Genomic DNA, 26,335 nt, shown 5'->3' on the forward strand with positions numbered 1-26,335 from the left:
CCAGCTGCTTCGCTTTCCGTGGGCGTTGCGGTGAGCCTCCTCGGCGCTTAGGCGCCTGCGGGGTCTCCCCAGCCCCGTACTCCCACAGGAGTCTTCGCATCTTCCGCTCCAATCAACGTGATATTAAAATCAGCAATCTTCTCTTAATTAAGTCACTTATTCAAGTATAACCTACATTTAAACATATCTGCCTGAATTTCGCATTTTAGGCTGTAATATAAATTATCATAGCATTTTTTGGGACGACCCTGAATAAGCTTTCTTTAGATTAGGTCTATTAAGGGGGAAGTGAGATGGTCGGATGAAGTTCCATGAGATGGAGATAAAACAAGTAGAAAAGGCTTTAGAAACCGACTTTTCTTCTGGATTATCACAAGAAGAAGTGAAACAGCGTGTAAAAAAATACGGGTATAACGAATTGGATGAAGGGGAGAAGCAATCTGCCCTGTTATTGTTTTTCAGTCAATTTAAAGATTTTATGGTCTTAGTACTATTGGCAGCAACCCTTATTTCCGGTTTACTGGGGGAATATATTGACGCCATAGCCATTATTGCGATTGTGTTAATTAATGGTATTCTTGGGTTTTACCAAGAACGCCGGGCTGAAAAATCATTGCAAGCACTTAAGGAACTTTCTGCACCCCAGGTTAATGTCTTAAGGGAGGGAAAATGGCTGAAAGTTCCCTCTAAAGAAATCGTCGTTGGGGATATTCTGAAGTTTACTAGTGGTGACCGGATCGGTGCTGATGTACGAATTATTGATTCTAAAAGTTTAGAAATTGAGGAATCCGCCTTAACAGGAGAATCTGTACCGGTCTCTAAACATATTGAGAAATTAACGAATCCTAATCCGGGTATTGGCGATATGGAGAATATAGCCTTTATGGGTACGATGATCACTAGGGGTACTGGGATGGGTGTTGTCATTGCCACTGGAATGAAAACAGCGATGGGACAAATTGCCGATTTATTGCAAAATGCCGAGAGTCAAGAAACTCCATTACAGCGCAGATTAGAGCAATTAGGTAAAGTCCTGATCAGTGTTGCTTTAGTATTAACATTACTAGTTGTTGTCATTGGAGTCATTCAAGGGCACGAATTATATGAGATGTTTTTAGCGGGCGTTTCTTTAGCGGTAGCTGCCATTCCGGAAGGACTTCCTGCGATTGTAACGGTTGCACTTTCCCTTGGTGTTCAAAAGATGATTAAGAAAAATGCTATTGTAAGGAAGCTTCCTGCGGTGGAAACCCTGGGGTGTGCATCCGTCATCTGCTCCGATAAAACCGGTACAATGACCCAAAATAAAATGACGGTTACGCATCTTTGGAGCGGCGGTCATACTTGGACGGTAGATGGTGTAGGATACCAACCGCAGGGAGAATTTTATCGGGATGAACAACGGGTACAACCAAAAGAAGAGAAAGCTTTACAGCAAATGCTTATTTTTGGCATGCTATGCAATCATTCCGATTTAAATATGAAAGATGAAGAATACGTGCTTGATGGGGATCCAACAGAAGGGGCACTATTAGTAAGTGCAATGAAAGCCGGTTTTAATCGCCCAAAACTATTGGAAGAATTTACTGTCATCAATGAGTTTCCGTTTGATTCTTCTAGGAAAATGATGAGCATACATGTTAAAGACAAACAAGGAAGACATTTTATTGTGACCAAAGGGGCCCCAGATGTGATTTTGGGGATCTGTGAATCCATTCTTTGGAATGATAAAACACAAGCGTTAGTCAAAGATTCTCGCCAAAAGGTACAAAGTGCGATTGATCACCTTGCCTCTCAGGCACTAAGAACAATAGCGATCGCCTACAAGCCTATCTCTTCTAATACAATGATTCTAAGTGAAATGGAAGCAGAGAGTAAATTGACCTTTATTGGGGTCCAGGGAATGATTGACCCGCCAAGGCCAGAGGTAAAAGCTGCTGTTAAAGAATGTAAAGAGGCCGGTATAAAAACGGTCATGATTACCGGGGATCACGTCATCACTGCTAAAGCAATAGCAGCACAGCTTGGGATTTTATCAAAAAATAGTAAAGTTATTGATGGTAAGGCTTTGTCTCAAATGTCAGTTCAAGAACTAGAGGATATTGTCGAGGATGTTTCTGTATTTGCCCGGGTTTCTCCAGAACATAAACTTAAGATAGTTAACGCATTACAAAATAGAGGGCATGTTGTTGCTATGACAGGTGATGGAGTCAATGATGCTCCTGCTATCAAAGCGGCTGATATCGGAGTGGCGATGGGGATAACGGGGACAGATGTGGCGAAAGAGGCCTCCGCACTTGTCTTATTGGATGATAATTTTGCCACTATTAAGGCAGCCATTACAGAAGGCAGAAATATCTATGAAAATATTCGAAAGTTTGTTCGATACTTATTAGCATCCAATGTTGGGGAAATTCTAGTGATGCTTTTTGCTATGATTTTGGCACTTCCATTGCCATTGGTGCCAATTCAAATTCTATGGGTGAATTTGGTTACTGATGGTTTACCTGCTATGGCACTTGGTCTGGATCGGCCTGAAGAAAATGTTATGAAAAGAGGACCAAGAAGCCCGAATGAAGGAATTTTTTCAAGGGGATTGGGATGGAAAGTTGTATCTAGGGGCTTCTTAATAGGATTAGTTACATTATTAGCCTTTATGTTTGTGTATCATAATGACCCATCTCAATTGCAATATGCCCAGACCGTGGCATTTGCTACTTTGGTCATGGCTCAGTTAATTCATGTATTTGATTGTCGCAGCGAAAAATCTGTTCTATCAAGAAATCCATTTGGAAATCAGTACTTGGTATGGGCTGTCATTTCTTCACTCTTATTAGTACTAGTTGTTATTTATTATCCGCCATTACAGCCTATTTTCCATACCTTGCCGATTGCAGCGAGAGATTGGCTGCTCATTATCGGAATGTCCAGTATTCCAACTTTTTTACTAGCGGGATCATTTTTGTTAAGAAAAACAAAATAAAGTGTGTTATAATCCAAAAGGTAATAGAATCACCTCTATTGCCTTTTGGAGTTTTTTATGGAATCTGATCATATATCCTAGATTGGATGTGCTATAGTTATGGTTATAAGTATGACAGGATTTGGAAGGGGAAAGGCAGAATCTAATTCTTTTTCAGTAATTGTCGAGGTCAAATCAGTAAATCATCGCTTCAGCGAAATGAATATTAGAATGCCAAGGCAATTATTAAAAATAGAAGATAAGATGAAAAAGAAATTAGGTCAGCACATTCGTCGCGGCAGAGTAGAAGTTTATGTGAGCGTGGAAGGTGCAGGAAGCATTACTAGAAAACTACATATTGATTGGAATTTAATTGAGGAATATTTCCAATTTATGAAACAAGCTGGCGATACATATGGAATAACAGGGACGATTACCCTTCATGACTTAATTAGCCGCCCTGATCTTTTACATATTGAAGAGAGTGAAGCCGATAACGAAGAGCTAGAGGATCTGGTACTTAAGGCAACGGAAGAGGCAGTTGTTTTATTAAAGCAAATGCGAATAGCAGAAGGGGAAGAGTTGAAAAAAGACCTCATCTCCATCATCTCCCAAGTTGAAACCCATATTTTCGAGCTTCAAAAATATGCTCCGGTGGTCGTTCAATTATATAAAGAACGACTTACAAAAAGAATGCAAGAGTTTGTAAACGGGCAAATCGACGAAACGAGAATTTTAACGGAAGTGGCTGTATTCTCTGAAAAGGCTGATATTAATGAAGAAATCACCAGGTTAAATAGCCATATTCAGCAATTTGTCCAAACACTTAACCATCATGAGCCAATCGGACGTAAGCTGGATTTTCTTGTGCAGGAAATGAACCGGGAAACAAACACCATTGGTTCAAAAGCAAATGATTCTACTATCGCGTTAATCGTTGTGGAGATAAAAAGTTTGCTTGAGAAACTAAAGGAGCAGGTTCAAAATATTGAGTAGATCCTGTTTAGAAAAAGTCTGCTGAGGTCAAAATATATTATTGATGATTGGATGATAATCATGGGGATTAAATTAATAAATATTGGATTTGGAAATATTGTTTCGGCAAATCGGATCATTTCTATTGTTAGTCCGGAATCCGCCCCAATTAAAAGAATTATACAGGATGCCCGTGACAGGGGATCATTAATTGATGCTACATATGGAAGGCGTACCCGTGCTGTAATAGTGATGGATAGTGATCATGTCATTTTATCTGCGGTGCAGCCTGAGACAGTTGCTCACCGGTTAACTGATCGCGATGAAATGATTGAAGAAGGGTAGGATTTATTGAAAATGCAGGAAAAAGGATTGCTGATTGTACTTTCCGGTCCATCCGGAGTTGGAAAAGGGACTGTTCGAAAAGAAATTTTTTCCCAACCTGATACAGCATTTGAATATTCCATATCAGTTACAACCCGAAAGCCTCGTGAAGGCGAAAGAGACGGGATAGACTATTTTTTCAAAACAAGAGAACAGTTTGAAGAAATGATCGAACATGGTAAACTATTGGAGTATGCTGAATTTGTTGGGAACTATTACGGAACCCCGGTTGACTATGTACGACAAACGTTAGACCAAGGGAAAGATGTATTTTTAGAAATTGAAGTAAAGGGTGCACGTCAAGTTAGGGAAAAATTCCCTGATGGGTTATTCATTTTCTTGATGCCGCCAAGCTTAACTGAATTAAAAAACCGTATTGTAACAAGAGGCACGGAGACTGAGGATATCATCCATAATCGGATGTTGACGGCCCGAGAAGAAATTGAAATGATGGAATTATATGATTATGTTGTGGAAAATGATCAAGTTGAATTAGCTTGTGATCGAATAAAATCCATTGTTACGGCAGAACATTGCCGTCGAGAAAGAGTAGAACATCGATACAAAAAGTTGTTGGAGGTAGAATAAACATGCTTTATCCTTCTATTGATTCATTATTAGAAAAAATTGATTCAAAATATTCATTGGTTTCAGTTGCTGCTAAAAGGGCTCGGGTTATGTCCCAGGTTCACGATGAGAGATTACCAAAGTATGTTTCTCATAAACATGTTGGCAAGGCGCTGGAAGAAATTTATTCCGGTGAACTTACTTATCGTGTATCAAAAAAAGCAGAGATACCCGCTGAATAAACAAATTCAGTTCATGATGCAAAGAAAGGCTTGACTATGTCAGCCTTTTTATTTTTTGCTTCCAAAGATGTCGAAAAAAGAAGGAAAAACGTGAAAAAAAAGTTAAGTTCCATCATAATAAAAGGTAAAGTTAATCGATGTATGGATTGGGGGATTTTTGGTGCTAAACGATAAAAAAATATTATTATGTGTAACTGGCGGGATTGCTGTTTATAAAGCTGCTGCCCTGACAAGCAAACTGGTCCAAGCAGGTGCTCAAGTAAAAGTCATTTTAAGCGAATCAGCTGCTAAATTTGTTACTCCTTTGACCTTTCAAGCCTTATCGCGGAATGAAGTGTTTACTGATACGTTTGATGAAAAAAATCCACAAGTTATTGCCCATATTAATTTAGCGGATTGGGCCGATTTAATTCTTCTGGCACCTGCAACAGCCAATTCGATTGGGAAACTAGCGAATGGAATTGCCGATAATATGGTTTCGACTACATTGTTGGCAGCAACAGCACCGGTTTGGATCGCACCAGCCATGAATGTTCATATGTATGAACATCCCGCTGTAAAACGGAATCTATCAATTTTAGCTGATTACGGATATAGGTTCATTGAACCGAGTGAAGGCTATTTAGCCTGCGGGTATGTCGGAAAAGGCCGATTGGAAGAACCGGAAAAAATAGTTGAATTAATCCAACATCATTTTAATCAAAAACCTTTTCTTCCATTAAAAGGAAAGACGTTTATCATAACAGCTGGCCCAACTAGGGAAAAGATTGATCCTGTCCGCTTTATTTCGAACCACTCCAGCGGCAAAATGGGCTATGCTTTAGCGGAAGAAGCGAAAAGAAAAGGTGCCCGGGTTATTCTTATTTCCGGCCCTGTACAGCTTACTGCCTCAAATACAATAGAGCTTAAAAAAGTTGAAAGTGCGGAAGAAATGTATCATGAGGTAATGAAGCATTTAGACGAAGCTGATTGTATTATCAAAACAGCGGCAGTTGCCGATTATCGTCCCAAAACGGTTTACGATCAAAAAGTCAAAAAACAAGCCGGCGACGCACATCTCGAGCTTGAAAGAACAAAAGATATTTTATTTGAACTGGGACAAAAAAAGAAAAATCAAATCCTAATAGGATTTGCGGCTGAAACTGACAACGTTGAAGAGTACGCAAGGAAAAAACTATTTAATAAGAATGCTGATATGATTGTGGCCAATAATGTGAAGTCCGAAGGCGCAGGTTTTGGAACAGATACAAACATTGTCACAATTTATAAACGGGATGGTGCCGCTATAGAGCTGCCAATGATGTCTAAAACAGAGGTGGCTGAAAAAATTATCGCTGAAGTAACACCACTTCTGAAGGATTTGGGAGAAAAATGAAAATTGCCAGTGTCATAGTTGATGTTCCAACAAAACAAACAGATAGGCCATTTGATTATCTGATCCCAAGTGATTGGGAAAACATCATCCAGCCAGGTATGAGAGTTATTGTCCCATTTGGTCCGAGGAATATCCAGGGATTTGTTACAGAAATAAAATCTGAATCAGATTTTAAACAATTAAGAGAAATCGTCGAACCAATGGACTTGGAGCCAATCTTAAATAAAGAACTATTGGAGTTGGGTGATTGGTTAACGGATACGACACTCTGCTTTAAAATTTTTGCTTACCAAGTAATGCTTCCAGCGGCATTAAAAGCAAAGTACGAAAAAAAGGTTACGCTAGCTGCCGGAATCAGTGTAGCTAGTTTACCATTCCATTTGCAGGCCTATTTTGAAAAAGGTCCAAGTATTGACTGGGATACTGCATTGAAAAATGGGGTAGTTACCCTTTTACAACGCGAAATAGCTAATGGACTCCTTGAAGTCCAATATGAAGTAAAGGAAAAAGTCAGAAAAAAATGGGTAAAAGTGATCAAGCCAAATGTGTCGTCTGCGAAATTAATGGAGGAAATGAACACATTGCCAGCCAATGCCGAAAAACAAAAGAAAGTGTTGGCCTATTTTATCGATCATCTTGAACCAATCGAATTGAAACTTTTATCTTCGGAATTAAACATCTCGTCATCGATTGTTAAAGCTCTTATCCAGAAAAATATATTAATGGAAATTGAAATGGAAGTATACAGAGACCCGTATGAAAATCGTACGTTCGAACGAACAACGCCTTTGCCATTAACTGAATCACAGGCGGGGGCGATTAGTCCGATCCTACATGCAATTGAAACGAACAAACACGAGGTCTTTTTATTATACGGAGTAACAGGCAGTGGGAAAACGGAAGTGTATTTGCAGTCCATTCAAGAAGTGATTGAAAAAGGGAAAGAGGCAATTGTACTTGTACCGGAGATTTCGTTAACCCCACAAATGGTTCAGCGGTTTAAAAGCCGTTTTGGAGATTTAGTAGCGGTTCTTCACAGCGGCCTATCAGCAGGTGAAAAATATGATGAGTGGAGAAAAATCCAGCGCAAAGAAGTAAAGGTAGCAGTTGGGGCAAGATCAGCGATTTTTGCACCTTTCGAAAATCTCGGCATCATTATCATAGACGAGGAGCATGAAACTAGCTATAAGCAGGAAGAAATGCCACGTTACCATGCTCGTGATGTTGCGATAAAAAGGGCAGAAACCTATCATTGCCCGGTTGTATTGGGCAGTGCCACTCCATCTTTAGAATCCTTTGCAAGAGCGCAGAAAAAAGTATACCACCTTTTATCTCTCCCAAATCGTATGAACAATCACGCGCTTCCATCGGTGGAAATCATTGACATGCGTGAAGAACTCCGTGACGGAAATCGCTCCATGTTTTCAAGAAAGCTATTTGACATGTTAAAAGACCGTATCGAAAAAAAACAACAATCAGTGTTGTTTTTAAATAAACGGGGACATTCATCCTTTGTTATGTGCCGTGATTGCGGCTATGTAGTAAACTGTCCAAACTGTGATATTTCGTTAACCTATCATCGGGCAGGAACACAAATGAAATGTCATTATTGTGGATATGAGAGTACGATTCCTAGCGTATGTCCTGAATGTTCAAGCGAGCACATTCGCTACTTCGGAACTGGTACGCAAAAGGTAGAGGATGAACTGGGGAAGATACTTCCAGAGGCGAGAGTCATTCGGATGGATGTGGACACGACCAGTCGAAAGGGGTCACATGAAAGATTATTAAATGAATTCCAAGAGGGAAAAGCAGACATATTGTTGGGAACTCAAATGATTGCTAAAGGGCTCGATTTTCCAAACATTACGCTCGTCGGTGTGCTATCTGCTGATACGATGCTCCATTTGCCGGACTTTCGATCTTCGGAAAAAACTTTCCAATTATTAACTCAAGTAAGTGGAAGGGCCGGCCGGCATCAGTTGCCGGGAGAGGTTGTGATCCAAACCTATACGCCGGAGCATTATAGTATAGAGTTTGCTGGTTCCCATAATTATGATCAATTTTATCTGCAAGAAATGATGGTTCGTAAACTCCATCATTATCCCCCATTCTATTACCTTGCGTTAATAACGGTCAGTCACGAGCAACTTATGGCTGCCGTCTCGGCAACAGAGAAAATTGCCCGATATGTCCGTTCGCAAATCTCAAATGAAGCGGTGATCCTTGGCCCTTCAGTGTCACCCATTGCTAGGATTAATAATAGATATCGGTATCAATGTCTGATAAAATACAAACGGGAACCGAACCTTGGAGGAACTTTAAAAACCATTTTGGATCAATACCAAAAGGATGCAAAATCTGGACTTCTAGTTTCTGTAGATGTTAATCCGTTTATCTTAATGTAATTCGGGTGAAAATGGTAAATAAAAATCCACGTTTATTGTAATTTTTGATGGAGGTAAAGTTTTGGCTATTAGAAAGATTGTAACGTATCCAGCAGAAATTCTGGAGATTAAGTGTAAACCAGTAGAGAAATTTGATAGAAAGCTTGCAAAATTGCTTGATGATATGTATGACACCATGATTGAGTTTGATGGTGTAGGACTTGCAGCTCCACAAATAGGTAAAGATGCAAGAGTGGCAATCGTTGATATTGATGACGAATCTGGGACAATCGAAATGATCAATCCTAAGATTTTAAAACAAGACGGTGAACAAACAGGACCGGAAGGCTGTTTAAGTTTTCCAGATCTTTATGGAGAAGTAACCAGACCAAATTACGTAAAAATAGAAGCATTTGATCGTAAAGGAAGAAAATATACGCTGGAGGCTGAAGAATTCTTGGCAAGAGCCATTCAGCATGAAATAGATCACCTTGATGGGGTTTTATTTACATCAAAGGTTACCAGATACCTTGAGGAAGATGAGTTAAAAGGAGAAGACACTGAATGACAAAGATAGTATTTATGGGGACTCCTGATTTTTCTGTACCGGTTTTACAACAAATCATTGCGGATGGCTATGAGGTCATCGGTGTCGTAACTCAACCGGACAGGCCTGTTGGGCGAAAAAAAGTTCTAACACCACCACCCGTTAAAGTGGAAGCCTTAAAACAAGGAATACCGGTTTACCAGCCAGAAAAAATTAGGAAAGATGAAGAACTGGATCAGATTCTTGCATTAAATCCGGATTTGATTGTCACGGCCGCATTCGGACAAATCTTGCCTAAGAAGCTCCTTGATGCACCTAAATACGGCTGTATCAATGTTCATGCATCACTATTACCGGAATTGCGAGGTGGTGCACCAATTCATTACGCACTATTAACAGGAAAAAAGAAGTCGGGAATAACGATTATGTATATGGCAGAGAAACTTGATGCCGGAGATATTTTGACAAAGGTTGAAATTCCGATTACAGAAGAGGATAATGTTGGGACTTTGCATGATAAATTGAGCGCGGCAGGTGCCAAATTATTATCAGAAACACTGCCTTTATTAATAGAAGGGAAGCTGACACCAATCCCGCAAAATGATGCAGAAGCAACCTTTGCTCCTAATATCAAACGAGAACAAGAAAAAATTGATTGGAACAAATCCGGGGAAGAGATCTTTAACCAGATTCGCGGATTAAATCCTTGGCCTGTGGCGTTTACAACAATGGATGGTCAAGTTATAAAAATTTGGCGTGCAGGTAAAGTTAAGGAAAAAACAGATGCAATCCCAGGTACCATAGTTAAGATAGAATCAGATGGCATAATCGTGGCAGCCGGAAACGACACGGCGATTAAAATTACCGAACTTCAGCCTTCAGGAAAAACGAAGATGTCTTGTGAGCAATATTTACGTGGATCTGGCTCTAAACTAAATGCAGGCAATCAGTTGGGAGAATAACATGACAGCAAGTTTTAAAAAAAATGTTCGTGAAACAGCCTTAGAGCTGTTGATCACAATCGAAAAAAATCAGGCATACAGCAATTTGTTGCTAAATAATGCGATAAATAAACACCAGATTCCTCAAAAGGATGTTGGTTTATTGACTGAACTGGTTTATGGGACTCTTCAGAGAAAAATGGCCTTAGATTTTTATCTAAGTCCATTTATTAAAAACAGCCGTAAATTGGAAAATTGGGTTCTTCATTTGCTGCGGGTAACACTCTATCAAATGGTCTACCTTGATAAAATTCCGGACCATGCTGCGATTCATGAGGCAGTTGAGATTGCTAAAAAACGTGGACATAAAGGAATAGCAGGGCTGGTAAACGGGGTCCTCAGAACGATCCAACGTGAGGGACTCCCGTCATTAGATCAAGTCCAAGATCCGATTGAACGCCTTTCTCTTGAAACAAGCCACCCACAATGGCTAGTGAAAAGATGGGCTGACCAGTTTGGCTATGAAAAAACAAAAGAAATGTGCGAAATCAACCAAATTGCACCGCTGCAAACCGCACGTGTTAATATTGCAAAAATTTCCCGGGACGAATGTGTCAATCAATTAGAGGAAGAGGGCTTTCAAATAGAAAAAAGTCCTGTTATTCCTGAAGCGATCCGTTCATTAAAAGGGAATCTTGCAACCTCAAAAGTGTTCCAAAATGGATTATTAACCATTCAGGATGAAAGTTCAATGTTGGTTGCGTATGCTCTAGGTGTAAGTGATCATCAAACTGTTTTGGACGCTTGTGCTGCTCCTGGAGGGAAGACAACACATATCGCTGAAAAATTGAAAGGAACAGGTGAGGTAATCTCTATTGACCTTCACGAGCATAAGGTAAAATTAATACGTGACAACGCTCAGAGATTAGGATTGGAAAATATAAAAGCGGTAGCTTTGGATTCTCGAAAAGTTAGTGAACATTTCCAAGAGGGTTCTTTTGATTCAGTATTGCTAGATGCACCATGCTCAGGATTGGGTGTTATGCGAAGAAAACCTGATATGAAGTACACCAAGAAGGAACAGGATATTACTCAATTAAGCATGATTCAGCAGCAACTTTTACAAGCTGTTTCACCGCTAGTTAAAAAGGGTGGAACTTTAGTTTATAGTACGTGTACGGTAGATAAAGAAGAAAACGAACAAATGATTAAAAATTTTTTGGGGGATCATTCTGAATTTGAAGGAGATTATAGCTTGCGGTCAAGAATGCCGGAAGCCATTCAGCCATTTATTTCAGATTATGATTTACAAATATTACCTCAACACTTTGGGTCAGATGGCTTTTATATCGCAGCGTTAAGGAAGAAGGGATAAACTTGGAACCAGTTAATACAACAGAGGCAACCATCACACAGGAAAAAAAATCAATCTATTCACTGGAGCTACATCAGCTAAAGGAATGGCTTCAGGAAATTGGGGAGAAGCCATTTAGAGCTGAGCAAATCTTTGATTGGCTTTATAAAAAAAGAGTGGGCTCCTACGAAGATATGAGCAACTTATCAAAAAACTTAAGAGAAAATCTTGCTGCTCACTTTGAACTAACTACGTTAAAAACGATCATTCAGCAAACATCATCAGACGGAACGATTAAATTTTTATTTGAACTTCACGACGGTTTTTCTATCGAAACAGTCCTAATGCGGCACGATTATGGGAATTCAGTTTGTGTAACAACTCAAGTTGGGTGCCGTATCGGATGTACATTCTGCGCTTCCACTCTAGGGGGGTTAAAACGCCACTTAGAGGCTGGTGAAATTGTAGCACAAGTGGTAAAAGTACAACAGGCTCTTGATGAGATGGAAGAGCGGGTCAGTTCAGTAGTTATCATGGGAATCGGTGAGCCATTTGATAACTACGATAATATGCTGGCATTTTTAAAGATTATTAATCATGAAAAAGCGCTCAATATTGGAGCACGTCATATCACTGTTTCAACAAGTGGAATCATACCAAAAATCTATCAATTCGCAGATGAGAATATGCAAATTAACTTTGCCATCTCCCTTCATGCTCCTAATACGGAATTAAGGTCAAAATTAATGCCAATTAACAAAGCATATAAACTTGATGACTTAATGAAAGCGGTAAGGTATTATATCGATAAGACAGGTCGTCGAATCAGCTTTGAATATGGTCTTTTTGGCGGGGTAAACGATTCTACTGAGCATGCGGAAGAATTGGCAGCCTTAATAAAAGGACTTAAATGCCACATAAATCTTATACCGGTTAACTATGTACCAGAGAGAGATTACGTGCGCACACCAAAAGATAAAATTTTTGCGTTTGAAAAGACATTGAAAAATCGCGGGATTAACGTGACAATTCGCCGGGAGCACGGGCATGATATTGATGCTGCATGCGGACAGCTTCGTGCAAAGGAGCGAAAAGAGGAGACGATGTAAAAGTATGAAAGCGGTATTTCAGACTGATCGAGGAAAAATCCGTCTTCACAATGAAGATGCCGGTGGTGTGTTTTTAAACAAGGACGGTCATCGTCTGGCGGTTGTTGCTGACGGAATGGGTGGACATCGTGCCGGTGACGTTGCCAGTGAAATGACGATATCCTATTTAAAAAGTGAATGGGAATCAACACAAGGGATCTTTACCGCGGATGATGCCGAAAAATGGTTAAAAGAAAAAATTACGAGGGTAAATGAGATGATTTTTGAACATGCCATTCAACATGCTGAATGTGATGGGATGGGAACGACCATTGTTGCGGCTCTTAGCACCAACCGTTTTGTAACAATGGCTAATATTGGCGACAGCCGAGGTTACTTGCTAAATGAATCTGGGTTTAAGCAGGTAACTGAGGATCACTCCTATGTGAATGAATTAGTAAGATCGGGACAAATATCCAAGGAAGATGCAGAACATCATCCTAGGAAAAATGTTTTATTGCGTGCTTTAGGAACAGAAAAAATGGTTGAAATTGATATTAAAACCATTACCTTCGAAGAGGGAGATATTCTTCTGTTATGTTCTGACGGCCTTTCCAATAAAGTGAGCGAATCGGAAATGACTCAAATTCTCCAGAATGAAGATCACCTTGAACAAAAGGCTACTACACTCACCGAATTAGCTAATGAGTATGGTGGAGAGGATAACATTACCTTGGCAATCGTAGAGTTCTCAGAAAGCATTGAAGGTGATATATAAAATGATGATCGGGAAAAGATTAAGCGGCCGCTATAAAATATTGGATATGATTGGCGGAGGCGGCATGGCCAATGTGTATTTGGCTCATGATATGATTCTGGACCGTGATGTAGCGGTTAAAATGCTTCGATTAGATTTTGCAAATGATGAAGAATTTATTAAAAGATTTCATAGGGAAGCACAATCTGCAACGAGTCTCAATCATCCAAATATAGTAAATATTTATGACGTAGGCGAGGAGAAAGACCTTTACTATATTGTTATGGAGTATGTGGAAGGTCAAACGTTAAAACAATACATACAACAGAATTCGCCTTTAAGGGTGGAAGAGTCAATTGGGATTATGCGACAATTGACCTCGGCAATTTCCCACGCCCATCATAATCATATTATTCATCGTGATATTAAGCCACAAAATATATTAGTAGATCATAAAGGGAATGTTAAAATTACTGATTTTGGAATTGCCATGGCACTGAGTGCAACCAGTATTACACAAACCAACTCTGTGCTTGGCTCTGTGCATTATTTGTCACCGGAGCAGGCACGTGGCGGCATGGCCAATCGAAAGTCGGATATTTATTCGCTTGGGATTGTCATGTTTGAGTTATTAACGGGACGGCTTCCGTTTTCTGGAGAGTCTGCTGTATCCATTGCTCTAAAGCATTTGCAATCAGAGACCCCATCTGTGAGAAGATGGAATCCAAACATTCCTCAAAGTGTTGAAAATATTGTATTAAAATCAACGGCAAAAGATTCATTTCACCGTTATGACAATGTGGATGAAATGGAGGAGGATTTACGGACTGCCTTAAATCCGGAAAGAATAGATGAGCCTAAATTTATGATTCCAGTAGATGATGAGGCGACAAAAGCCATTCCAGTCATTACTAATGATCGCCCATTGCAAAATCTCGATGAAACGCTGGTTCATAGTAACGGAAATTCGGGGACACCTGCAGATAAAAAGGCAAAAGGTGTGGCAAAAAAGAAGCGAAAAAAATGGCCGATTATCTTAATTTCCATTATGTTAGTCCTTATTCTTGCAGGTGTTGCAGTGGCGTTAACCCCGGGAATAATCACCGCAAAAGATGTTAACATCCCAGATGTTAGCGGTATGAACACGGATGATGCCATTTCTAGACTAAAAGCAAAAGGGCTGGGAATCGGCAAGAAGATTGAAATTAATAATGAAAAAATAGAAAAGGGAAAAGTTATTAAAACAGATCCTGAAGCTGGAAGTACTGTGAAGGAAAAATGGAAAATCAATCTTTATATTAGTAAGGGCAAAGAAAAATACGAGTTATCTAACTATGTTGGACAACAATATGATACGGTAGTAAGTTTATTAGAGGGGCAAAACTTTAAAGGAATCCAGAAAACGGAAAAATACGATGAAAGCGAACCGGGCACCATTATTAGTCAGGTCCCTGAAACAGGTAAAAAGGTTGTTCCTGATGATACAGTGTTGGAGTTTGTTGTCAGTAAGGGTCCGGAAAAGATTGTGTTGAGGGACTTGACACAGTACAATCTCAAGGGTGCTCAGGATTATGCCTCACTGGTGGGGTTGAATTTAGACGCTTCACAGGAAAAATATGATGATAATATCCCTAAAGGAATGGTCATATCACAATCTCCAGCTTCCGGTACGGTGCTAGAAAAAGGTGATAAAGTGACCATCGTGATTTCAAAAGGAATAGAGGAAAAGCCTCCGAAAGAAGTAATTAAGGAAGTGACGATTCCTTTTGAACCGACAATTCCAGGGCAGCCCGGTCAAAAGCAGGAAGTTCTTATTTACATTGATGATATGAACCATAGTATGACCGAACCTGCTGATACTTTTTATATTACCGAGAACACAAAAAGACAAATTAAACTGACGATTCCATATGGTAAAAAGGCAGGATATCGAATTATTCGTGATACGAAGGTAATAGCAGAAGAAAACTTTAACTATAACGATACAGAATAAAAGAGTTTAACGTATGAATGAAAGATTTTTAAGGAGGGCTGCTATGCCGGAAGGAAAAATTATTAAAGCCCTTAGCGGTTTTTATTACGTCCTTTATGATGAAAGGCTAATCCAGTGCCGAGGTAGAGGGGTGTTTAGAAAGAATAAAATATCCCCTCTAGTCGGAGATGAAGTTGTTTTTCAAGCAGAAAATGACCAAGAAGGATATATACTGGAAATAAAGGAACGGCGAAATGAATTGATTCGTCCACCCATTGCGAATGTCGATCGTGCCTTCCTTGTGTTTTCCGCTGTTGAACCGGATTTTAGTACAGTATTATTGGATCGCTTTTTAGTCCTTGTAGAATTTAATCATATAGAGCCTATCATCTGTATTACGAAAATGGATTTAACAAATTCTGCCCAAAAGCAAACAATTGAAGAATATGCGAAACAATATCGAGCCGCGGGTTACGAGGTGATATTGACCTCTTCCGAGACCGAAGCAGGAATTGAACTTCTATATCCTCATTTAGAAGCCAAAATCTCTGTGTTTGCCGGGCAATCAGGAGTAGGGAAATCATCCTTGTTAAATGCCCTAAGACCAGATCTAGAGCTAAAAACAAATGATATTTCATCCCATTTGGGCCGAGGAAAGCATACAACCAGACATGTTGAATTAATTGAAGTAGGTAACGGACTTGTTGCGGATACCCCCGGTTTTAGTTCTCTTGAATTTACGAATATTGAAGCAGAAGATTTAACCCTTTGCTTTCCCGAACTTCATAAGGCAAGTGAGAATTGTAAATTTCGTGGATGTCTTCATATAAGTGAGCCGAAGTGCGGGGTAAAACAGGCGGTTGACTCAGAGGAGATTCCTCATTACCGTTATGAGCATTATGTAGACTTTTTGCAGGAAATTAAAGACAGAAAGCCGAGGTATTAATTATTATGGTGAAAATCGCACCTTCCATCCTTTCAGCTGATTTTTCAAAATTAGGGGAAGAAATTATCGCTGTTGAAAAAGGAGGAGCTGATTACATTCATATCGATGTAATGGACGGACATTTTGTACCTAATATTACAATTGGTCCACTGATTGTAGAGGCAGTTCGTCCTGTTACGAATCTTCCATTAGATGTGCATTTGATGATTGAAAATCCGGATCAATATATTGAAGCCTTTGCCAAAGCAGGTGCAGATTATATTACAGTTCATGTTGAAGCCTGCCGCCACTTGCATCGGACCATCCAAAATATCAAATCATTTGGTGTAAAAGCGGGTGTCGTGTTAAATCCTGCCACACCGGTGGAGAGTATCCAGCACATTATAGGAGATATTGATATGGTATTGTTAATGTCAGTGAATCCTGGGTTTGGCGGTCAAAAATTTATCCCTGAGGTACTTCATAAAATTAGAAGTGTGAAAGCGATGGCAGAAGAAAAAGGGCTCGATATTGAAATTGAAATTGATGGCGGAGTCAATCCAGAAACGGCAAAATTGTGCGTAGAAGCAGGTGCAACTATACTTGTTGCCGGTTCGGCTGTCTATAATCAAGAAGACTATGCCCTAGCAATTTCACAAATAAAAGGATAAAAAAAAGCCGGCTTTAAGCCCGGCTTTTCTTTTTGCAGGGAGGTAAACAATGATTATCCATATACTTGCAGGAGGTCCCGAAGACCATTTGCCTGATTTACGCCTTTATAACGAAGCAGATGTAGTTTGGGTGGGTGTGGACCGAGGTGTATTTCATTTGTTAAACAGGGGCATTCATCCTAAACTGGCTTTTGGTGATTTTGATTCAGTGTCCAAACAAGAGTTAACATATATTGAAAATAACGTAGGAGAGATGCAACGCTTTAAACCTGAAAAAAATGAAACGGATTTGGAGCTTGCCTTGAATTGGGCAATGAATCAGCATCCAAAAATAATAAGAATCTTTGGCGCGACTGGTGGAAGATTGGATCATTTATTGGCCAATGTTCAACTAATGATCCACTCGTTAAGAGAACAAAGCAACACGGAAATATATCTAATTGACCGCTATAATATCGCCTATTTAAAAGAACCAGGTACCCACAATATTAAAAAAATGGATTCCGCAAAATATATTTCTTTTGTTCCATTAACGCTTGCAGTCTCCGATTTGACGCTGGAAGGGTTTAAATATCCGTTGAAAAATCGGTATATTACGCTCGGTTCCACACTATGTATTAGTAATGAACTTATTAGTGATTATGGTACTTTTTCATTTTCCGAAGGCATATTAATAGTGATAAGAAGTCATGATTAGTAGGCCAATTCATTTGGTACTGATTTCGTTCCAATGAATAATATGGTAAGGGCGACGAAAGCTTCCGTATTCAAATAGGAAAACCGTGAGATTTGTGAGGAGGGACAGTATGAAATTTTATACGATTAAACTGCCAAGGTTTTTAGGCGGAATTGTCCGGGCGATGATTGGTGTGTTTAATAAGAAAGAATAAAAAAGAATCATTCAATTTAATTGTTTTTATTCCTTCATAAAATCCGAGCACCCATTTGGGTGCTTTTTAATTTGGATTTTGGGAATATTAAAAAAGAAGTAGGTATTGGACAAAAAAAATAGGCATCCTATAACGGATGCCCATGAGACTTATACGCGCTCAACTTTACCGGATCTTAACGCTCTTGCAGAAACCCAAACACGCTTTGGTTTACCGTCAACAAGAATACGAACTTTTTGTAAATTAGCACCCCATGTGCGCTTGTTAGCGTTCATAGCGTGAGAACGTGCGTTACCAGTAGTGGTTTTCTTTCCAGTTACTACACATTTACGTGGCATAGTGATTTCCCTCCTTAACTACCGAAAGCTTTAAATGGCAATTTTTCATGCTCATTGAACATATAGAAAAATGGCTCGGCCATATTTCCTAGCCTTAACATACCTTAATAATTTAACACACTACTTATCCGAATGCAATACTAATCTAAAAAGGTTTCAAGAAAAATACCTTGACAACAAGAAAAGCGAAAGCGCCTTGATCAGGGGCGACAGGTATAAGACGAGCTGGTAGGAAGGTTGCTTTTTAACCTTCATGACGGATTAGCTTATGATCCTGAGCCCCTAGGCATTGCACCAGAAAATTTCAAATTTCAACGTATGTCTTTCAATATTGTGATGACTATAGTAAAATGACTGTAGCCAAGGAGTATTATTCCAAAGGGGGAACGATTCATGTCCATTGAATTAAAAACTAAGTACGGACAAATTGATATTTCAAATGAAGTGATCGCTACTATTGCTGGTGGTGCGGCAATCGAATGCTATGGAATCGTCGGTATGGCCTCTAAAAATCAAATTAAAGACGGTCTAACAGAAATTTTGCGCAAGGAAAATTTTACTCGCGGCGTAATTGTTCGTCAAGAAAACGAAGCATTACATATTGATATGTACATTATTGTCAGCTATGGAACGAAAATTTCCGAAATTGCCCACAATGTGCAATCAAAAGTTAAATACACCCTAGATAAGACTGTTGGGCTTGCCGTTGATTCGGTAAATATTTACGTTCAGGGAGTTCGTGTGACGAACCCATAGTAAGGAGGAAGCTTTGTGTCTATTACAACATTAGATGGAAAACGTTTTGCCGAAATGGTGATTCAGGGGGCCAATAATTTAACGGCTAATGCCAAAATGGTTGATGCCCTAAACGTTTTTCCTGTACCGGATGGTGATACCGGAACCAACATGAATTTATCAATGACCTCTGGTGCAAAAGAAGTAAAAAATAATGTTCAGGAACATATAGGTAAAGTAGGAATGGCCCTTTCAAAAGGTTTGCTGATGGGAGCCCGAGGTAATTCCGGAGTCATTCTTTCTCAATTGTTTCGTGGTTTTTCGAAATTTATTGAAAGTAAAGCAAAGATAACTGGAAAGGATTTTGCTCAAGCCTTTGAAGCCGGAGTAGAAACTGCCTATAAAGCCGTGATGAAACCGGTTGAAGGAACAATCCTAACCGTTGCAAAAGATGCTGCAAAAAAGGGAGTACAATCCGCTCAAAAAAACACGGATATCATTGTGATTATGGAGGATATTGTGAAGGAAGCTAAAGCTTCCCTAAAACGCACTCCTGATCTGCTACCTGTATTAAAGGAAGTTGGTGTCGTTGACAGCGGTGGACAAGGCCTTGTTTGTGTTTACGAAGGTTTCTTGGCAGAATTAAAGGGTGAAAAACTACCGGATGTTCCAAGTGCACTGCCATCAATGGATGAAATGGTCAATGCTGAACACCATAAAAGCGTTCAAAGCCATATTAATACCGAAGACATTGTTTTTGGTTATTGTACTGAGTTTATGGTTAAATTTGAAAGTGATAAACTTTCAAAAAATCCGTTTAATGAAGATAATTTCCGAAATGTGTTAAGTGAATACGGTGATTCTTTATTAGTGGTTTCTGATGAGGATATTGTTAAAGTCCATATTCACTCCGAACAGCCGGGAGAAGTTTTAACCTATGGTCAACGTTATGGCAGCTTGATTAATATGAAGATAGAAAATATGCGCCAGCAGCATACCAATATTGTTGGTGATACGAAAACTCCTCTTGTAACTGCCCGTCCAGAATCTCCTAAATCACCACAGGAATATGGTATTGTAACCGTTTCAATGGGAGAGGGGATTGCAAATCTATTTAGAAGTATTGGTGCGCATGCAGTAATCGAAGGCGGCCAGACTATGAATCCAAGTACGGAGGATATCGTCAAAGCCGTTAAACAAGTAAATGCGAAAAAAGTATTTATTTTACCTAATAATAAAAATATTATCATGGCAGCAGAGCAGGCTGTTCAAGTGTCGGATGAAGATATTTATGTTATTCCTTCGAAAACTGTTCCACAAGGCCTGTCTGCATTACTCGCGTTTAATCCTACCGCAGATGTTGAAACAAATCAATCTGCCATGAAAGAGGCTCTTAGCCATGTAAAGACAGGACAAATTACGTTTGCAGTACGTGATACACAAATAGATGGACTGGAAATTGAAAAAGATGATTTCATGGGGATTTCCGAAGGGAAAATTGTCATTAAAAATAAAGACAAAGTGAAGGCGGCGGAGGAACTTTTAGAGCAGATGATCGATGAAGATACCGAAATCTTAACGATTATATATGGTGAAGATGTTTCAAAAGAGTCTGTCAATCAGCTCACTGAGTTTGTAGAGGAAAAATTTCCTGATGTGGAAATTGAAACTCACAATGGCGGTCAGCCTTTATATTCTTTTATCTTTTCAATTGAATAAGTTACAGATACAATAGAAGGGGTCACCCTTCTTCTTTTTTTTTGTATACCGAAATAATTTTTTCTGGATTTTTCCTAATTTCTTTTTTGATAATTGAGGCAGCCAGGATACATTAGAAAGAATAGATTAGAGTAAGAGATATTTTTGGCAAAGGGGGAAGAATTGTGAAATATAGAAGTGTGTTTGATATCATAGGTCCGGTCATGATTGGTCCTTCTAGTTCCCATACGGCAGGTGCCGCTAGAATTGGCAGAGTCGCCAGAAGCTTATTTGGCAGAGAACCTAAATGGGCAAATATTTCCTTATATGGCTCTTTTGCAAAAACCTACAAAGGTCATGGAACAGATGTAGCCATTGTGGGAGGGTTATTGGATTTTGATACAGATGATACGCGAATTATCAATGCAATTGAAATTGCTGAAGAACATGGTATGAAATTGCATTTTATTGAGGAGGATGCAGTACCTGAGCATCCGAATACAGCTAGAGTCATTATCGGAGATCAAAATGGAGATTTAGAACTCGTAGGTGTCTCAATTGGCGGAGGCAAAATTGAGATCACAGAATTAAATGGGTTCGACCTAAAATTATCAGGTAATCATCCAGCCATTCTGGTAGTCCATAATGATCGCTTTGGCGCCATTGCCAGTGTCACCAATACTCTGGCTAAATATGAAATTAATATTGGTCATATGGAGGTCGCACGAAAAGAAATGGGGAAAATGGCCCTAATGACGATTGAGGTGGACCAAAATATCGATGACCAACTGATAACTGAGTTGGAGCAACTTCCAAATATATTAAAGGTAACTAAAATTGTGGATTAATACAACATAGAGGGGGGTCAAAAGTGTTTCGAAATGTAGCAGAATTGGTTAAACTTGCGGACAGTCAAAATAAAAAAATATCGGAAATTATGATAGAACAAGAAATACAAGTAACTGGGAGGTCCAGGGAAGAAATTCTCTCCCTAATGGACAGAAACTTAACTGTCATGGAGGAAGCGGTAGAGAGAGGCATTAAAGGCGTTACCTCCCATTCAGGTTTAACCGGTGGTGATGCGGTCCTTCTACAAAAATATATTGAAAAAGGCAACTTCTTATCAGGAGAAACAATTCTTGATGCAGTTAGTAAAGCGGTTGCAACAAATGAAGTCAATGCCGCTATGGGAACCATTTGTGCCACTCCGACGGCAGGATCGGCTGGTGTTGTTCCCGGAACATTATTTGCTGTTAAAAATAAATTGAATCCGACCAGAGAGCAAATGATCTCATTTTTATTTACATCCGGTGCGTTCGGATTCGTAGTCGCAAATAATGCCTCTATTTCCGGGGCCGCAGGGGGCTGTCAGGCAGAAGTAGGGTCAGCTGCTGGAATGGCGGCTGCGGCAATAGTTGAAATGGCCGGTGGAACTCCTGAACAGTGTGCAGAAGCAATGGCTATAACACTAAAGAATATGCTTGGGCTAGTATGTGACCCAGTGGCAGGGCTTGTGGAAGTCCCATGTGTTAAGAGAAATGCAATGGGAGCTGCAAATGCAATGGTTGCTGCGGATATGGCGCTTGCTGGTATTAAGAGCCGAATTCCTTGTGATGAAGTTATAGATGCGATGTATAAAATAGGTCAAACCATGCCAACGGCCTTAAGAGAAACTGGACAAGGAGGGTTGGCGGCGACACCGACGGGCCGGGCGCTCGAGGCAAAGATTTTCGGTATCCCGCTCAGTAAAAGTGAATCCAAATCTTAATCAACCCGTAACCATATTAAAGGGAATTGGTGAAGAAACTGCTGAAATGTTATCAGAAATGCGGATCTATACAGTCCGAGATTTACTTGAGTATTTTCCGTATCGCTATGAAGATTATCGTCTCCGAGATTTAGCCGAGGTACAGCATGAAGAGAAAGTAACCGTGGAAGGGAAGGTTCATAGTGAACCTTCTCTTGTCTATTATGGCAGGAAGAAGTCCAAGCTGACGATCAGGGTATTAGTTGGAGCTTATCTGATCAAGGTAGTTTTTTTTAACCAGCCTTATTTAAAAAATAAAATTAGTATGAATGGTCTTGTGACTGTGACAGGGAAGTGGGATGCACACAAACAATTGATTACCGCGAATGAACTACAGTTGGGGGAGAATAAAAAAAATAATCATTTTGAACCCGTTTATTCGTTAAGAGGAAAATTAACTACCAAAGGGATGCGAAAATTTATCAGCATCGCTTATCAGCAATATGGAAGTCTAATAGAGGAGAATTTACCAAATTCTTTTTTAGTTAAATATCGATTGCTTAATCGAAAAGATGCTGTAAAATCGATTCACTTTCCGGAAAACCAGGACGAGGTGAAACAAGCAAGAAGACGTTTTGTTTATGAGGAATTTCTTTTATTTCAATTAAAGATGCAAGGTTTAAGAAAGTTCGAAAGGGAGCATTCTCCAGGCATCAGTCAATCGTATGATTTGCTAAAATTAAAGGAATTTATTGACAAGCTTCCATTCCCATTGACCGATGCACAAAAACGGGTGGTTAATGAAATTTTGAAAGATCTTAAATCACCCTATCGAATGAACAGATTGCTTCAGGGAGATGTAGGTTCAGGGAAAACAGTTGTAGCAGCCATTGCTCTATATGCAAGTGTTACAGCGGGCTTCCAAGGAGCATTAATGGTGCCGACAGAAATTCTTGCGGAACAGCACGCAGAGTCCTTAAAACATCTATTAGAGCCGTTTGGAATCATCTGTGAATTATTGACCAGCTCCGTTAAGGGCAAGAGGCGTAAAGAAATTCTCCAACAATTAATGGAAGGTCACGTCCATGTGTTAATTGGTACCCATGCACTGATTCAAGATGAGGTCAGTTTTCAAAAATTGGGTCTTTGTATAACGGATGAACAGCATCGCTTTGGTGTGGAGCAGCGGCGAATCTTAAGGGAAAAGGGAGAAAATCCTGACGTTTTATTTATGACCGCTACACCGATTCCTAGAACCTTGGCGATTACCGTTTTTGGAGAAATGGATGTTTCCATTATTGATGAAATGCCAGCGGGACGTAAAACGATTGAAACCTATTGGGCCAAACCGGAAATGCTGGAGAGGGTACTGGCATTCGTTGAAAAAGAATTAGTAAAAGGGCATCAGGCTTATGTCATTTGTCCATTAATCGAAGAGTCAGAAAAACTCGATGTCCAAAATGCAATTGATGTTCATACCACCCTGTCACATTATTTTCAAAATCGCTTTAAGGTGGGCTTAATGCATGGGAGATTGAGCTCAGATGACAAGGACGCTGTGATGAAGGAGTTCAGTTCGAATGAGGTCCAAATCCTCGTATCCACTACCGTTGTCGAGGTAGGTGTGAACGTCCCAAATGCCACGATGATGGTGATTTATGATGCAGAACGCTTCGGATTGTCACAGCTGCACCAGTTGCGCGGACGGGTTGGACGAGGCAGTGATCAATCCTATTGTATCCTGCTAGCCAGCCCGAAGTCTGAAGTAGGACAAGAACGAATGAAAATTATGACTGAAACCAATGACGGCTTTGTGCTTAGCGAAAAAGATTTGGAAATTAGGGGTCCTGGTGATTTCTTCGGCAAAAAACAGAGCGGCATTCCAGAATTCAAGATCGCCGATATGGTTCACGACTACCGGGCCCTCGAAACAGCCAGAAGCGATGCCGCCATGTTAATCCAATCAAAAGATTTTTGGAGCACTGAGGAATATGCATATCTAAGAAAATATCTTGAAGAATCAGGTGTTTTGGCTGGAGAAAAGCTTGATTAGTATTTTCAACATCCCCTATTAATTTAGTGATTTATGGAATACTAACTAAAAAAGCAGAAAGCAAGTAGAAAACTTATTCTTGCATTCTGCTTTTTTAACTTTTATACTACTCTTAGTACCTAGTCATAAGATCTCGGACGGTGTAGAAAATGAGAAGAAGTAAAAAAGAGCGCCAACAGCTATTAAGTACAACCATTAAAGAGAATCCTTTTATAACAGATGAAGAGCTCGCTGAAAAATTTCAAGTCAGTGTACAAACGATTCGATTAGACCGGTTGGAACTATCGATACCTGAGCTGCGCGAAAGGATTAAAACTGTAGCGGAAAAACGGTTTGAAGACGAAGTGCGTTCCCTGCCAATTGAAGAGATAATTGGTGAAATCATTGATATAGAATTAGACGAAAGTGCTATTTCAATCTTTGATGTAAAAGAAGAGCATGTATTTAAACGGAATCAAATTGCCCGAGGACATCATGTATTTGCCCAAGCAAATTCCCTTGCCGTTGCCGTCATAAATGATGAATTGGCCCTTACTGCAAAAGCTAATATCCAATTTAAACGCTCCGTTCGCTTAGATGAGCGGGTTATTGCCAAAGCAAAGGTAGCGAAAATAGATGACCTAACCGGAAGAACTTTTGTCCAAGTATCCAGTTTTGTCAATAATGAACTGGTGTTTACTGGTGAATTTGAAATGTATCGGTCGAAAAATCAATAAAGGATGAGACAGATGAAAATTGCAATCGATGCTATGGGCGGCGATCATGCTCCAAAGGAAATCGTTTTGGGTGCAATCAAGGCCGTTCAAACCTTTTCAGATTTACATATTACCCTTGTGGGTGACGAAACTAAAATAAAAAAATACATGACCAATCAAGATAGAATATCCATTTTACATACAACAGAAGTCATTCTTGGAACAGATGAACCTGTTCGTGCCGTGCGCCGCAAGAAAACAGCATCTATGGTGCTTGCTGCCCAGCAGGTAGCAGATGGACAGGCAGATGCTTGTATATCTGCGGGAAATACAGGAGCTCTAATGGCAGCTGGATTATTTGTGGTTGGAAGAATTGAAGGAATTGACCGTCCTGCATTAGCTCCGACACTGCCAACTATTGGCGGAGAAGGATTTCTATTGCTGGATGTTGGGGCAAATGCTGATGCTAAGCCAGAACATTTGCAGCAATATGCCATGATGGGGTCAATCTATAGTCAAAAAGTTAGAGGAATTTCCAAGCCTCGGATTGGACTACTTAATATTGGAACAGAAGAGAAAAAGGGAAATGAACTGACAAAACATGCTTTTGGTTTCTTAAAGGAAACAAACCTCCATTTTGTTGGAAATGTTGAGGCCCGCGATTTACTTGATGGGGTTGCCGATGTGGTAGTTACCGATGGTTTTACCGGCAATATGGTCCTAAAGACAATTGAAGGTACCGCGCTCTCAATGTTTAAAATGCTTAAGACAGCCTTAATGAGCAGTTTTACAAGTAAAGTAGCGGCTGCTGTCTTGAAACCTAATTTAAAACAACTAAAAGAGACAATGGATTATTCCGAGTACGGCGGGGCTGCACTTTTTGGTTTGAATGCTCCGGTTATCAAGGCACACGGTTCTTCTAATGCTCAAGCTATTTTTAGTGCTGTAAAGCAAACGAGAGAAATGGTTTCAAATGATGTTGTAACTCTTATCAAACAAGCGGTTGAAGAAAATAAAGTAAAAAATTGACGGGTA

Annotated in this window: 25 protein-coding genes; 24 read left to right on the forward strand and 1 reads right to left on the reverse strand. The window is 39.8% G+C overall.

Translation table 11 applies throughout. From position 1 onward, the window contains the following. Window positions 1-301 precede the first annotated feature (301 nt). The 17 genes from ACI3K6_RS06720 (at window position 302) to spoVM (ending at window position 18,034) form a co-directional block, all read left to right on the forward strand. Window positions 302-2,980 (forward strand): calcium-translocating P-type ATPase, SERCA-type, encoded by a 2,679-nt coding sequence (locus ACI3K6_RS06720; RefSeq protein ID WP_435554206.1) that lies wholly within the window; start codon window positions 302-304, stop codon window positions 2,978-2,980. Window positions 2,981-3,079: 99 nt separating this feature from the next. Beyond that, window positions 3,080-3,955 (forward strand): YicC/YloC family endoribonuclease, encoded by an 876-nt coding sequence (locus tag ACI3K6_RS06725; protein ID WP_435554207.1) that lies wholly within the window; start codon window positions 3,080-3,082, stop codon window positions 3,953-3,955. A gap of 60 nt (window positions 3,956-4,015) precedes the next feature. Beyond that, on the forward strand, window positions 4,016-4,279 hold the full coding sequence (remA, locus tag ACI3K6_RS06730; RefSeq protein ID WP_335475407.1) for an extracellular matrix/biofilm regulator RemA: 264 nt from the start codon (window positions 4,016-4,018) through the stop codon (window positions 4,277-4,279). 12 nt (window positions 4,280-4,291) lie between these two features. Then, window positions 4,292-4,906 carry a guanylate kinase gene (gene gmk / locus ACI3K6_RS06735; RefSeq protein ID WP_335475522.1) on the forward strand — a complete coding sequence of 205 codons (615 nt, stop codon included), beginning with the start codon at window positions 4,292-4,294 and terminating at the stop codon, window positions 4,904-4,906. A gap of 2 nt (window positions 4,907-4,908) precedes the next feature. After that, on the forward strand, window positions 4,909-5,127 hold the full coding sequence (gene rpoZ, locus ACI3K6_RS06740) for a DNA-directed RNA polymerase subunit omega (RefSeq protein WP_435554208.1): 219 nt from the start codon (window positions 4,909-4,911) through the stop codon (window positions 5,125-5,127). 160 nt (window positions 5,128-5,287) lie between these two features. Then, window positions 5,288-6,502 (forward strand): bifunctional phosphopantothenoylcysteine decarboxylase/phosphopantothenate--cysteine ligase CoaBC, encoded by a 1,215-nt coding sequence (gene coaBC / locus ACI3K6_RS06745; RefSeq protein ID WP_435554209.1) that lies wholly within the window; start codon window positions 5,288-5,290, stop codon window positions 6,500-6,502. After that, window positions 6,499-8,910, forward strand: coding sequence for a primosomal protein N' (priA, locus tag ACI3K6_RS06750; protein ID WP_435554210.1), 2,412 nt, complete (start codon window positions 6,499-6,501; stop codon window positions 8,908-8,910). Before coaBC ends, priA begins: the two co-directional genes overlap by 4 nt. Before the next feature lie 61 nt (window positions 8,911-8,971). After that, window positions 8,972-9,457, forward strand: a complete 486-nt coding sequence (gene def / locus ACI3K6_RS06755; RefSeq protein WP_435554211.1) for a peptide deformylase — start codon at window positions 8,972-8,974, stop codon at window positions 9,455-9,457. After that, entirely contained in the window at window positions 9,454-10,398 is a 945-nt protein-coding gene (fmt, locus tag ACI3K6_RS06760; RefSeq protein ID WP_435554212.1) for a methionyl-tRNA formyltransferase, read from the forward strand. Before def ends, fmt begins: the two co-directional genes overlap by 4 nt. A 1-nt stretch (window position 10,399) precedes the next feature. Next, the gene (gene rsmB / locus ACI3K6_RS06765) at window positions 10,400-11,752 is read left to right on the forward strand and encodes a 16S rRNA (cytosine(967)-C(5))-methyltransferase RsmB (protein WP_435554213.1); all 1,353 of its coding nucleotides are present in this window, start codon (window positions 10,400-10,402) and stop codon (window positions 11,750-11,752) included. A 2-nt stretch (window positions 11,753-11,754) separates the two neighbouring features. After that, window positions 11,755-12,840 carry a dual-specificity RNA methyltransferase RlmN gene (rlmN, locus tag ACI3K6_RS06770; protein ID WP_335475392.1) on the forward strand — a complete coding sequence of 362 codons (1,086 nt, stop codon included), beginning with the start codon at window positions 11,755-11,757 and terminating at the stop codon, window positions 12,838-12,840. 4 nt (window positions 12,841-12,844) lie between these two features. Then, complete coding sequence (locus ACI3K6_RS06775; protein ID WP_435554214.1) at window positions 12,845-13,597, forward strand: Stp1/IreP family PP2C-type Ser/Thr phosphatase; 753 nt, start codon at window positions 12,845-12,847, stop codon at window positions 13,595-13,597. Between the two features lies 1 nt (window position 13,598). Beyond that, entirely contained in the window at window positions 13,599-15,569 is a 1,971-nt protein-coding gene (pknB, locus tag ACI3K6_RS06780; RefSeq protein ID WP_435554215.1) for a Stk1 family PASTA domain-containing Ser/Thr kinase, read from the forward strand. 43 nt (window positions 15,570-15,612) lie between these two features. Continuing rightward, the gene (gene rsgA / locus ACI3K6_RS06785; protein WP_435554216.1) at window positions 15,613-16,494 is read left to right on the forward strand and encodes a ribosome small subunit-dependent GTPase A; all 882 of its coding nucleotides are present in this window, start codon (window positions 15,613-15,615) and stop codon (window positions 16,492-16,494) included. 5 nt (window positions 16,495-16,499) lie between these two features. Continuing rightward, window positions 16,500-17,144, forward strand: a complete 645-nt coding sequence (gene rpe / locus ACI3K6_RS06790; protein WP_435554217.1) for a ribulose-phosphate 3-epimerase — start codon at window positions 16,500-16,502, stop codon at window positions 17,142-17,144. 49 nt (window positions 17,145-17,193) lie between these two features. After that, on the forward strand, window positions 17,194-17,841 hold the full coding sequence (locus tag ACI3K6_RS06795) for a thiamine diphosphokinase (protein ID WP_435554218.1): 648 nt from the start codon (window positions 17,194-17,196) through the stop codon (window positions 17,839-17,841). Between the two features lie 109 nt (window positions 17,842-17,950). Continuing rightward, window positions 17,951-18,034: a stage V sporulation protein SpoVM gene (gene spoVM, locus ACI3K6_RS06800; protein WP_042356285.1), complete on the forward strand. Its 84-nt coding sequence runs from the start codon at window positions 17,951-17,953 to the stop codon at window positions 18,032-18,034. Between the two features lie 149 nt (window positions 18,035-18,183). Here spoVM and rpmB read toward each other — a convergent pair whose 3' ends face one another. Further along, window positions 18,184-18,372, reverse strand: coding sequence for a 50S ribosomal protein L28 (gene rpmB / locus ACI3K6_RS06805; protein WP_007087786.1), 189 nt, complete (start codon window positions 18,370-18,372; stop codon window positions 18,184-18,186). 393 nt (window positions 18,373-18,765) lie between these two features. On the opposite strand from rpmB, the gene ACI3K6_RS06810 reads away from it, so the two are divergent. The 7 genes from ACI3K6_RS06810 to plsX all read left to right on the forward strand — a co-directional run bounded on the left by ACI3K6_RS06810 (window position 18,766) and on the right by plsX (window position 26,329). Further along, the gene (locus ACI3K6_RS06810) at window positions 18,766-19,128 is read left to right on the forward strand and encodes an Asp23/Gls24 family envelope stress response protein (RefSeq protein WP_335475380.1); all 363 of its coding nucleotides are present in this window, start codon (window positions 18,766-18,768) and stop codon (window positions 19,126-19,128) included. Window positions 19,129-19,143: 15 nt separating this feature from the next. Further along, a complete protein-coding gene (locus ACI3K6_RS06815; protein WP_435554219.1) occupies window positions 19,144-20,826 on the forward strand; it encodes a DAK2 domain-containing protein in 1,683 nt (560 codons plus the stop codon). A 164-nt stretch (window positions 20,827-20,990) separates the two neighbouring features. Next, window positions 20,991-21,653, forward strand: a complete 663-nt coding sequence (gene sdaAB, locus ACI3K6_RS06820; protein ID WP_335475376.1) for an L-serine ammonia-lyase, iron-sulfur-dependent subunit beta — start codon at window positions 20,991-20,993, stop codon at window positions 21,651-21,653. Window positions 21,654-21,676: 23 nt separating this feature from the next. Then, entirely contained in the window at window positions 21,677-22,573 is an 897-nt protein-coding gene (sdaAA, locus tag ACI3K6_RS06825; RefSeq protein ID WP_335475374.1) for an L-serine ammonia-lyase, iron-sulfur-dependent, subunit alpha, read from the forward strand. Then, window positions 22,557-24,605 carry an ATP-dependent DNA helicase RecG gene (gene recG, locus ACI3K6_RS06830; RefSeq protein WP_435554220.1) on the forward strand — a complete coding sequence of 683 codons (2,049 nt, stop codon included), beginning with the start codon at window positions 22,557-22,559 and terminating at the stop codon, window positions 24,603-24,605. The genes sdaAA and recG overlap by 17 nt, the downstream gene beginning before the upstream one ends. Before the next feature lie 149 nt (window positions 24,606-24,754). Then, window positions 24,755-25,321 (forward strand): transcription factor FapR, encoded by a 567-nt coding sequence (gene fapR, locus ACI3K6_RS06835; protein ID WP_435554221.1) that lies wholly within the window; start codon window positions 24,755-24,757, stop codon window positions 25,319-25,321. A gap of 12 nt (window positions 25,322-25,333) precedes the next feature. Continuing rightward, the gene (plsX, locus tag ACI3K6_RS06840) at window positions 25,334-26,329 is read left to right on the forward strand and encodes a phosphate acyltransferase PlsX (RefSeq protein ID WP_435554222.1); all 996 of its coding nucleotides are present in this window, start codon (window positions 25,334-25,336) and stop codon (window positions 26,327-26,329) included. Window positions 26,330-26,335: the final 6 nt, after the last annotated feature.

The sequence above is a fragment of the Neobacillus solisequens genome (assembly GCF_051233465.1).
Taxonomy (GTDB): Bacteria; Bacillota; Bacilli; order Bacillales; family Cytobacillaceae; genus Neobacillus.